General features: G+C 50.1%; 9 protein-coding genes. 4 read left to right on the forward strand and 5 right to left on the reverse strand.

What is annotated here, in order from left to right; all coding sequences use genetic code 11:
• Window positions 1–32: 32 nt before the first annotated feature.
• The 3 genes from CRP01_RS35890 to CRP01_RS35900 all read right to left on the reverse strand — a co-directional run bounded on the left by CRP01_RS35890 (window position 33) and on the right by CRP01_RS35900 (window position 5,702).
• Window positions 33–2,666, reverse strand: a complete 2,634-nt coding sequence (locus CRP01_RS35890; RefSeq protein ID WP_099154919.1) for an AsmA family protein — start codon at window positions 2,664–2,666, stop codon at window positions 33–35.
• Between the two features lie 340 nt (window positions 2,667–3,006).
• Window positions 3,007–4,425 (reverse strand): nicotinate-nucleotide adenylyltransferase, encoded by a 1,419-nt coding sequence (locus CRP01_RS35895; protein ID WP_099154920.1) that lies wholly within the window; start codon window positions 4,423–4,425, stop codon window positions 3,007–3,009.
• Window positions 4,426–4,547: 122 nt separating this feature from the next.
• Complete coding sequence (locus CRP01_RS35900; RefSeq protein ID WP_099154921.1) at window positions 4,548–5,702, reverse strand: class I SAM-dependent methyltransferase; 1,155 nt, start codon at window positions 5,700–5,702, stop codon at window positions 4,548–4,550.
• Window positions 5,703–6,045: 343 nt separating this feature from the next.
• On the opposite strand from CRP01_RS35900, the gene CRP01_RS35905 reads away from it, so the two are divergent.
• From CRP01_RS35905 to CRP01_RS35915, 3 genes are all read left to right on the forward strand, one after another.
• The gene (locus CRP01_RS35905) at window positions 6,046–6,693 is read left to right on the forward strand and encodes a DUF4294 domain-containing protein (protein ID WP_099154922.1); all 648 of its coding nucleotides are present in this window, start codon (window positions 6,046–6,048) and stop codon (window positions 6,691–6,693) included.
• 165 nt (window positions 6,694–6,858) lie between these two features.
• Window positions 6,859–8,019: a thioredoxin family protein gene (locus tag CRP01_RS35910; RefSeq protein WP_099154923.1), complete on the forward strand. Its 1,161-nt coding sequence runs from the start codon at window positions 6,859–6,861 to the stop codon at window positions 8,017–8,019.
• A gap of 39 nt (window positions 8,020–8,058) precedes the next feature.
• Entirely contained in the window at window positions 8,059–8,514 is a 456-nt protein-coding gene (locus CRP01_RS35915; RefSeq protein WP_099154924.1) for a hypothetical protein, read from the forward strand.
• A gap of 107 nt (window positions 8,515–8,621) precedes the next feature.
• Here CRP01_RS35915 and recO read toward each other — a convergent pair whose 3' ends face one another.
• Window positions 8,622–9,344, reverse strand: coding sequence for a DNA repair protein RecO (gene recO / locus CRP01_RS35920; RefSeq protein WP_099154925.1), 723 nt, complete (start codon window positions 9,342–9,344; stop codon window positions 8,622–8,624).
• Window positions 9,345–9,695: 351 nt separating this feature from the next.
• Between recO and CRP01_RS35925 the strand changes: the two genes are divergently transcribed.
• Window positions 9,696–10,220: a hypothetical protein gene (locus tag CRP01_RS35925; RefSeq protein WP_099154926.1), complete on the forward strand. Its 525-nt coding sequence runs from the start codon at window positions 9,696–9,698 to the stop codon at window positions 10,218–10,220.
• 261 nt (window positions 10,221–10,481) lie between these two features.
• Here the strand turns inward: CRP01_RS35925 and CRP01_RS35930 are convergent, their stop codons facing one another.
• A complete protein-coding gene (locus CRP01_RS35930) occupies window positions 10,482–11,249 on the reverse strand; it encodes a hypothetical protein (RefSeq protein ID WP_099154927.1) in 768 nt (255 codons plus the stop codon).
• Window positions 11,250–11,296 lie beyond the last annotated feature (47 nt).

Consider the following 11,296-nt stretch of genomic DNA (forward strand, 5'->3'; position numbering starts at 1 on the left):
AATTATTTTTTATCATCGCGCCCCATCCCCATTTATCGCCGTCCACCGCCTTCCTCCCAATCCAAAAAGATGGGTTCTTCATCAGCGGTGTCATCCCCGCCGTATTCGGGAATATCCCGCCAGTCTGTCGGTTCATCCACCATTTCGATAACGGTATTGAAGGCCACTTCCAGTTCGCGTTGGATCGCCCGTTTGCGTTTTTCACTCTGGTCGAAATCCGACTTCACCTGCCGTTTGGCCGATTCCATTTCGTAGTCCTCGATATTGCCGATGATCCGGTAATACAGATTGAAAAAACCATTGCGCTGGGCCCTTTTCGGCTTCAGGTCCGGATCGTGTCTTTTGAATTTATTGGCCAATACCTGTCCGGCGTTCACCTTGATGGAATAGGCAATATCCTGATCAAAATCGTGTTCTCCACTGATGGTGAGATTAAGCGCATTACTCTGGATGAACATCACCGGAATGATGATGCGCTGGTTGCGGATCTCCAGGAAGTTCTCCAGGTTGGTGAAGCGGATATCCCGCAGGTCCCGTACATCCACGTAGGAAGAAAAGCTTTCCAGCATTTCGAAATCCTGCAGCTGACCGTCTTTTACGCCGATACCGGCCAGTACCTTGAGCTTGTCCCAGAGCATATTCCCCTGTTCGTCCCAGTAGACGTAGATGGCGATCTTGGCGTCGAGCCGCCCATCTACATGATCGGCGCGCAGCACTTCCTGCCCAAAGTTTTCGGACTGCTCGAAAAATTCGTGGATATCGATATTGTTGCAGCTTAGCCGGGCTTCCAGAAAGGGTTGTTCCTGAAAGTAGAGTTCTCCCTGCACATCAAAGCTACCTTCCATGGCCTGGGTACGTCCCGTAATATGGAGCTGATTGTTCCGAAAATCCAGCAGTCCCGTAAAATTTTGTCCTTCGATCCGGTCGTAATTGAATTCATCGATCCGGGCGTCGAAGGTACCTTTCAGAAATTTAGTGATCCGTTCCCGGCTCTGGATGCGCTTTTCGGTCAGCGAATCTACCGGTATTGCTTCCTCCTCGGCTACCTCTTCGTCGTCTTCCCCTACCAGCGACAGGCTCACCAGACGATCCAGATCCAGGCTTTTGGCGTATAATTTGGTTTGGAAGTTCAGCTCCGCCCGTTTGGTATTCAGGGAATCGGCAAACAGAACAGGCAGCAAATTCTGGGCCGTTCCTGCAAATTCCATTTCACTACCGGCGCCCTCCAGTTCCAGTCCCTCGATGGTCATTACGTTATCCTGCAACTGGAGTGTTCCTTTATCGATCGTCATGGATTCATTGGCAATCACCAGGGAAGCATCGTCGAACTCCAATATACCGCTGGCCTTTACCCGGCTGATGCGGCTGGTCTCGATCATATCTTCGTAGCGGCCCTGTATGTGCAGGTTCTGGATCTCAATCTCGCCGTCGCCGCTTTTCACCCGCTCGTCGGGAATAAAGCCGTAGACCATTTCTACCGGCAACACGCCGTCGAGTTCAAAATCGATGAGGGGATCATCCAGATTTTCTACCCGTAAGCGCAATCCCATTAGTTCCCGGTTGAAGTATCCTTTCAGATCAGTGACCTCAAAAACAGAACTGCGGTTATTGCGCAGCTCACCATTGGTGAACGTAGCCAGGAAGGACACATCCTTCAGGTTACCGTCCATTTTTTCACTGGTGATCCGGCCGTCCTCCAGGCTCAGTTCCGCTTTGATCTCCGGGCCCATGCGTTGATCCGCCATCCCCTTGATCTCGGCTTTGACGATGAAGTCACCGCGACTTTCGAAATCCGCCAGCGGCTCCAGGTATTCAGCCGGTAGCAACTGCAACATAGAAGCCAGACTGCTTTCATCACTGTTCAGAAAGAGGTCGTAATAAGTACCTTCCTCCGTTTCCTCAATGTAACCGTCCACCCGAAAAACGTTGGATTCTACGTCTACGCTCACTTCCTTAAATTCGTATTTCCCATTGGCCATATCCACATCGACGACGGCATCGTAGTTCAGGTTTTTTCCGGCGAGATAGCGGGCTCCGTCCATTTCTACGAAACGGGATTCCAGCTCGGCATCGCTTTCCAGCGAGAACTGCGCACTGGAAAATTCGCCCGAAAAGCGGGCGTTGATCACATTGACCAACATTTCCTGTTTGCTGCTTTCGTCCGAATAGATCAGGTCAATATCCTCCAGCAGGGCCTCGGCCAGAGAAATGGTGGGGCCGGCATCATCATCGTCTGCTTCCGACGGTTCTTCCGGTGCCGGTGTGTCGCTGGTTTTGAAGATCTCATAATTCCCCTTTCCGTTCCGGTCGATCGCAATATTCAACGCACCGTCACTTACTTTCACCGACTTAACTTTGATCTTGGATCCCAACAGGCTCAGCAGGCCCATCCGGAAGGAAAGCTGTTCGGCTTCCAGCAATAGTCCGTCCTGGTTGTCCGTGAGGCTCACCCCGTTCAGGTTGGCCGCAACGTTCGGGAAACTCGAAACGACCGACAATTTGAAGGTATTCACGCGCAGGTCGGAGGTGATCTGCTCGTTGATCTCTTTAATGATGCGCGCACCGATCTGGTCTTCGTAAATACTGGCCAGCAGGGCGGCAATGGCTACCAGACTCACGATAACGATGAGACTGATGATGGCGAAGCGTTTCAAAAATCTTTTCATAGTTGAAAGGTCTCGGGTACCGGGGAAGGGCTCCGGTATGGTTTTATGTTAATACTGTCGTTCCGGTTCAATCATATCCCGGCTGCTTTTACACCCGGACCGTGCGCGGTACTCCTGATAAGCACTGCACACCAGCGGTCCAATGGCCGTTTTTCCATAGACCAGGTGCGCCCGGCCATATTGCTTCCTACCGTTTTTCCCTACCCTGATCCATTCGGGTTGTCGCCAAATGAGTCCGCGTAATGGTTAAAACCGGGAAGCTGCTCTCCGATTAAACATGAGTGTAAGCAGTGAGAGTTCGCAAGTTGTCTTCCGCCGGGTGGATTTCCGGCGCACATTTTCAGTATTCGAACTCCATACGCTCCATGGGATAGCCAAACAAGCACTTTTCCTTGATCAGAGCAGCGACCTTGGTGGGGACCATGGTTTCCCAACCGGTTTCCCCGGTTCGGATCATGGCCAGGATCTCCTTGGAAAATATGTGCAAAAGATCTGGATTATAACCATCTACATCTGTAATCTGCTTATTATCCAATAAATGCTTGTACAGGAATTTAACGCCTTCCGGCACCGGAACATTATGTGCAGTCATTAATTCTGCACTTCCTTCCTGCATAGCGGGGTAGACGTAGATCTTCACATTCCGGTTAAACAATTCCCCAAAAGCGGCCAGGAGACGGCCGTCCATATTCTCGTAGTATTTGGTGCTGATCAGGTCCAGCAGCGGACGTACGCCCAGCACGATACCCAGGTTGGGGATCCGGTAATCAAACAGATAATTGACGAGTTTTTGGTGTTCTTCACAATCGGAGATCACTACCGTCTGGCCCATCGCATTGAGCAGTTCGGCCCGATCCAGAAAATCCCGCTCGTCTAGTTCTCCGACCGAACAAAGGTTATCCATCGTGATCTCCGTGAGCAGGAAACAGCGTTTGGTATCCACTTCGGGTTGGTTGCGAAACTGCTGGTAAGCCGAGCGGATCATATCCTGATTGACCAGCGTAGGCGGGCGAAAACTACCCCGTACCACCAGCACATTGCGCCGGTAAAGAAATTCCGAAGCGTGCACGTTGCGGCCGTCCGGCCCGAACATGGCCACTTTACTCAGTTTGTGCTTGATGATCCAGAGACTGACCAGCCGGTTGTCCAGTTCCATAAAATCCGGCCCGGTCAGGCGGATCATATCGATCATTACCCGGCCGCGCAGGCTGTCCATCAGGGACTCCACCATCGTTTCCGGTTCCTTATGGTAGTGATAGCAGGCATAGACCAGATTGACCCCCAGGATACCGATCGCCTGTTGCTGGAGCTGATTGTCGTTGTCCAGCATGCGCACGTGCAGCACGATATCGTTGGGCTCGGCATTGGGCTGCAGCTGAAAGCGAATTCCCAGCCAGCCGTCACCCTTGATCGTTTTGGTGAAATTGATGGCCGCAATGGTATCGGCAAAAACGAAGAAATTGGTATCCGGTCGCTCGGTTCTCAGGCGGGAGTTCATCAGATCGTACTCGTGATCGAGCATCTTGTACAGACGGGCCTCGCACACGTAGCGGCCGCTGGTCTCGGTACCGTATATATGATCGGAATAGGTCTTATCGTAAGCCGACATCGTTTTGGCGATCGTACCCGCCGCCGCACCTACCTGAAAGAAATGGCGGGCCACTTCCTGTCCGGCTCCGATCTCCGCGAAGGTGCCGTAAACAGATTCATCCAGATTGATTTCGAGGGCTTTTTGTTCGGTCTCAAGCAGTTGGCGCATGAAGCAGTTTTTTCGATACCCAGCCTATCTGCCGCCGATGGCAGGTATCCGGCGCCGGGTACCTGGTTTTTTAGGAAAGGTTAGGGACGGCAACCGGATTAACGTTGCCGGATGGCACAAAATTACGCAATTCCCAGTAGTTTCTCCAGGTAATGATACGTAATCCCAAAATCCTTTTTAATGGCCTGCACCCGATCCAGGGCTTCGGGATCCGGGCTGGCCTTGGTCCCTACGATCAGCAGGTTTTTCGGGGTGTGTTCCGTATCGATAAACTCAAACACCCGGGTCCGGTAACCACTGTACTCCAATAATAGGGAACGTATACCGTCGGTGACAAGTTCAGCCTGTCGCTCTTCCAATATCCCGTGCCGTAGGATGGCCTGCATATCCGTCTGACAATTCATCTGTTTGCGGATCTGCTTGTGGCAACAGGGAGCAACTACGATGATCTCTGCCCCCGCGTGGATCCCTTTGGCGATGGCCAGATCGGTGGCGATGTCGCAGGCGTGTAAGGCAATCAGCATATCGATCCGCTCGGGATCATAGTCGTTGATATCCTGGGAAATGAACTCCAGATCGTCAAAGCCCGTCTTTTGGGCCAGTTGATTCCCGAATTGCACCAGTTTGGGACGCAGTTCGATACCCGTCAGTCGGGCCTTCCAGTTCTTCACCCGGGTCAGGTAATCGTACAGCGCAAACGTCAGGTAGCCTTTTCCCGATCCCATATCCACTACGTGGGGCTGTCCGGATATCGGATGCTGCTCCAGCAGATTGTCGATGATCTCGATATATTTGTTGATCTGGCGGTATTTTTTCTGTCCGCTCTTCACCACCTTGCCGCTCTGATCCGTGATGCCCATTTCCCGCAGATAGACCTGTCCGTCCGCTTCCAGCAGGCGATTTTTCTGCCGGTCGTGTTGCCTGGAGGGTAATTCGGAATGCGTAGCGGCCTGGGTGAACAGCCGGGATTTGCGTTTCTTATTGTACAGCAAACTCACGTCCTGCTCCAGCGTAAACAGGTCCGCTTTTAGAAAATCATTGCCCAAACTGGCTTCCAGCTCTGCCGCCGCTTCCTCCCAACTGTGGTTCTTGACCTCATCGCGTTGCGGATACCGGTGCGTAAAAGCCACCATGGGCGCTTCGCGGATCAATACGGGCCGCAGGAATATATTTTTTCTTTCTTCCGCTCTATCGGGCTTGCTGAGGGTCAGTTTCACGAAGCTGCCCGCAGCCAGGCTTTCGCCAAATTGCCGGATAAATTGTGACTTAGCATCCATTTTAGTATCTTGATAACAGACTTTGGGTTAATGCACTTTATGCGACTGTTTCCCATCAGCACATCGAACCGGTTCATCCCTTTTAAGGCCGATTTTTAACCAAATGACCGATCGCCAATAGCGTGCAGTTTATAGTGCCTTAACACCCGTTTAACCTCTTTAACACTACTTTAATCATCCCCCATACATAACTTTTTGCCGCAAATTGCGTCTATATATAGTGGAAGTTGTCTAATTTTTTAGCACTCAGAGGACTATAGATCAAAATTCTTACCTCCGGGGCGCATAATTAAGCGTGTAGGATTGAAAAAAGTCCGACATTTGCAGGATAATAATAAAAACCATGAAAGCTGGATATTTATTTTTCTTTTTTTGTTTAACGGCACTCGGGCTATCCGCCCAGAACAACACCGGTTATACCCGGGTGGGCGAACGCTACTTCCCCTACACTATCGATGAATGCGGGGATACGCTCATACTGGCCAGCCTTGATGATGTAACCGTCTCAACGCCCAGAAGTTTCAACAGCGACGAAGAATATCGTCGTTTCCGCCGCTACCGCCGCTATGCGCTCAAGGTTTACCCCTACGCGGTAGAAGCGATCCGCATTTTCCGTGAGCTGGAGAATGAGACCGAGGATATGAAGAAACGGGCCCGCAAAAAACACATCCGCGACCTCCAGAAAGAGATGAAAGATAAATTTTCCGATCCCCTCAAGGACCTGACCAAAACCCAGGGCATGATCCTGATCAAAATGATCGAGAAAGAACTCGACACCCCCATGTATTTCCTGATCAAGGACCTGCGGAGCGGCCTGACCGCCACCTACTGGAAACTCATCGGCGGGCTTTACGGCCACGATCTCAAGGAAGGTTATATCGAAGGGCAGGATCCCGTACTGGACGCCGTACTGAACGATCTGGACGTTTCCTACGATGCTCCGCCCCCTAGTATGGATGACGATGACCTGGAAGAAGAACAGGAGAAATAGTGTCCTTTAGTCTATCCTTACGTCCTAAATTTCAAACAACCTAATCATAACCCATTTTCAACCAAAAGATTTTCTAACCAGTTATTTATAAAATAAAACCAATCGCTTGCCGTCCCAGTTGGCAGCGCGGATCATCTGAACATCCGATAAACATTGACTTTAAGTATGAAGAAATACATCTTGCTGTTATTACTGCCTCTGGCGTTTAGTGCGCCGGCTCAGGATGGCATCCACTTTGTTGACGAATCCTGGCAAAAACTCCTGAAAAAGGCCGAGAAGGAAGATAAACTCATCTTCCTGGACGCTTACACCACCTGGTGCGGTCCCTGCAAAATGATGACCAAAGACGTCTTTCCCGATAAAAAGCTCGGCAAATTGTACAACAAGGAATTCATCAATGTACAACTGGACATGGAAAGCGAGGAAGGCCGCCCACTGGCCAAAAAATACAATATCCGCGCCTATCCATCGCTGCTGTATATCAATGGCGCCGGGGAAGTGGTACACCGTATCGTCGGGTACCAGAGCTCGGATCAGCTGATCGCCATGAGCGAGGTCGCTATGGATCCGCAACTGAACCTGGTGGGCCTGATCGAGCGCTACGAGGCCGGCGAAAGGGATCCCGATTTTCTGTTGAAAAAAGCCATGGCCCATTCCAACGCCATGGACGGGAAGCACATGGAAGCGCTGGAAGCTTATTTTAAAACGCAGTCCGACTGGTCGACCATGGAGAACATGGAATTGCTCTTTATGGTGGCCGACGATATCGACTCCCAGCTTTTTGAATACCTGGCCAACAACCGGGAATCATTCGAGATGGTGTTCGGCAAGGACGCCGTGATCAATAAATTGCAGCAGATGGTCAGCCAGAAGTTGTACGAAGATCGCAGCAACCTGCCCAGTCTGGAAAAGGTAGACCGTCTCTACGAACGTGCCTATCCGGATATGGCCGATAAACTTTCCGCCCGTTTCCGGATTGACTATTACCGTATGGCCGGCGATCAGAAGAAATACCTGAACGCAACCGCCAAATACCTGGAACAATATTCTTCCGAAGACGCTATGGAACTCAACAACGCCGCCTGGAACTTCTTCGAAATGGTGGACGATCCCGATCATCTTAAACTGGCGTTAAACTGGGCCAAGAAGTCGGTAGATCTGGAGCCCGGTTACTATAATTACGATACCTTAGCGGCACTGTACTTCAAACTCGGCGAAAAGAAAAAGGCGATCAAAACGGCCAAACAGGCCATCGCCATTGCCAAATCGGAGGGCGAGAACTACGCAGCCACCCAGGCATTGCTGGAAGCGATCCGGGATAAATAAACAATATCCGTTCAAACACTGTCTTAAATAATAAAACACATGAAGAAAATAGCGATTTTATTGATCGGAGCACTTTGCCTGTCCACGGTAAGCCTCAGTGCCCAGGCCAAGGACGACAACATCTGGACGACGCTATCCAAGATCACCTTCCGCAAGGAATACGACGAAATGCTGGGCTTTAAAGTAGATGTTCCCGTTTTCGGAGAAGAAGTAAAGGCCCTGGCGGATAAGGAAGTGGTCATCAAAGGTTATATCATTCCGGTGGAAGGTTACAAGAGCCATAAGGAATTTGTGTTCTCCGCCTATCCCTACAACATGTGTTTTTTCTGCGGCGGCGCCGGACCGGAAACGGTTATGGAGGTCTTCTCCAACGAACCCGTCAAGTATACCGCCGAGCCCATCGTGCTGCGCGGCAAACTCGTACTGAACTCCTCGGATATCAACCGGCTGATGTACATCCTGAAGGATGCCGAAATCGCCGATGATGTGAAATAGATTGTGATCGTGTTGAAGTGTTGGTGTGTTGCAGTGTTCAAGTGCCGAACGGCACACCTCAACACACCAACACTTTCACACCTTAGCACATTTCCACCTTAACACGTTTAAAAAACCTCCTGCAGGATCAAATGCGCATTAATTTCCGGGAACCCTTCCAGGTGCAGTCGATAATAATCCAGCAGATTCAGCAATAGTTTCCTTCTCTCTTCCCTTCCGATCTTTACACCGTGACTACTTTCCATCGATGATTCCAGCAACTGGTAGAGGTAAACGGCCAGTGATTCTTCCAGAAAATAGGGATGGCTCCCCGTCTCACCGACAAACACCCCTTCCTGCAGATCAAAATAGGGCGTTTCCTCCGTGTGATCTCCTCCCGGCGTAAAACCGAGAAAAGTAGAAAGCTCCAGCATAAAATGGAGATGCAGATTGACTACCGGCTGGTCGGTCTGGTCGAGGTGTTGGAAAGAGCGAAAGAAGAAGTCGAACAGCGATGGATTTTCTTCCGATTCCCGGATAGTCTTTCGGGCCACCTCCGCCATAAAAAGTCCGACAGCGCCCTTGCGCAGATCGAAAGGAATTCCGGTAAAGATGTAAGCCGGTCGGATCTCTTTCAGCCGGTTCAGATCTTTCCCTTCCCGCTCGTAGGCGACGATCTCCACCAGGGACATCACCTGAAAAAGACCGGCACTGACCGATGATTTCGCTTTTCTGACTCCACTGACAATATATTTCCGCAGGCCACGTGCTTCGGTGTAAATATCCACGATCAGACTCGTTTCGGAATATTTGATCGCCCGAAAGACGATCCCGCGGGTTTTTAACAGCATATTTTAACAAAGATTTTTTTGTACGGCCGCCGCCAAATTTTGTGAGCGAAAAGGAGGTTTTGCCTCCGGAATGACAAACTAACTTTGCCCGCTTTCGGCCCAAACGGCATTTCTGATGGGCCTACCTGATGAAGATTTTATCCGTTCGTCGTTTTTTAACGAAAAATTATCGAAATAAACTTGACAAATGCAACTATCAGAATATAATTTTGTCTTTGTAAATAAGAATCGACTGTTAAAAATACTGCTTTAGGGAATTAAATCACCCACGACGCCACAAGAATTTCAAATAACATTTTTAGCGTTCCCTGAACCCAGTAATTATTAAACCCGACTGTAAAAACCTGAAGGATGAAAAAGTTAATTATCGCCTTATTGGCATTAATCCCGATTTGGGCAAACGCAAATTCCGAAAACTGTTGCGAAGGCCTGGATGGCTCACTGACCGCAATGGCCGCTACGGAAATTTCCATTGATGACACTGCTGCCGCCGAACCGAAGACCGAGGCTCAAATGCGCCTCGAAGCCAGCCTGACCGGCAAGTGGCAAAACACCACTTATCCGTTTGATCTGGTAGCCATGGACGGCAACCCCAACGAGCGCCTGGAAGGAGCTATCCTGAGCTTCGAATTCCGCGCCGACGGTACGTACACCAAAAAACTGGGCAGTTCCACCTACACCATTGTGGAGGACGGTCAGTGGGAAGTATCTTCCGATGCCCGTCAACTGCTCCTGTTTCCGCAAGGAAGCCTGGTGCCGGACGTAGCAACGGTTAAATACCAGGAATATGATGAAATGGTGATCGAGCACGCTCTGAAATGTACGCACAAGCCGTACTGCACCGGTGTTAAGGACTTCTTCTTTAACAAGTTCTAAAACACCCGGTACCGGTGCTCGGTACCTCTAAAATAAAATCCCGGATCTTCCTGTCGGAGGATCCGGGATTTTTTATTCCAGGTATGCGGTATGGCGGATAGCCGCTACCAAAGATTAATTAATTCAAGATTCGATACTTGCATTGTAGAGCGTAGAAAGACTGCAACCATTAAACTGAGCGATTTGCTCCATTTTAACGATAGGTAATCCCTCTACCCCTTACTCTATACTCTCTACCTAAGTTACATCAACTTAGATTAATTAATCCTTACCGATCACCTGTTTCACGTTGAATTCGTAGAAATCGTTATTGTTGTTGGCCGTAACGTTTACGCTGACACACTGCATCAGGTAGTAGTTATCTTCTCTTTTCACCAGGAACAGATCGCCCTGCTGCACCGGATCGCTCTCCGTTTTGGCAATACCGGAATCAAAAGCGGCCACGATGATCGCCCGCGTAACGGCATTGTCATAAGAGAAGTTCTCGGATACGGTCAGATCCGGCACGCGCAGTTCGGCGCCGTTCACCGGCAGGATCTGCTGGTACCAGTTTTGGGCATTCGGCAGGTTGATGTTGATCCCTTTATCCCGGATCTCCGCCAGTGGAGAGTTGAAGGCTACTGTATTCCCGGTATCCATATCCAGTCCACCCAGATTCTGACCATCCCGGTTATTCACGATAGTTGCGGTGTATTCTACCAGTACCGTCAGGTCAAAGGTCGTACTTACCGAAGCGCCACTCTCATCTTTCAGTTCGATGGTATAGGTTTTGGTTCCTTGATCCGCCGTCTTGATGATCAGTTCGGTATTGAAGGTAGTTTTCTCTTCACCGATCAATACGATCGGGTTGCCGCCAACGGCAGTTCCTCCGAACAGCAGGCTGTCCGCCGGTACTTTTACACCATCCGCATAAACGATCAGAGAGTCCAGCGGAGAAGCGCCGCGGGTACCGATCACATTTAAGGGGCTAAAAACAAAAGGCTCACCTTCAAAAAACTGCGATTTTTTGTTTAAGTAGCTGTTATTCATACACTTGCGTGGATTTTAGCGGATTTTGCAACTCAAATCAAAACACT

The organism is Flavilitoribacter nigricans DSM 23189 = NBRC 102662 (assembly GCF_002646595.1).
In the GTDB taxonomy this organism is placed as follows: domain Bacteria; phylum Bacteroidota; class Bacteroidia; order Chitinophagales; family Saprospiraceae; genus Flavilitoribacter; species Flavilitoribacter nigricans.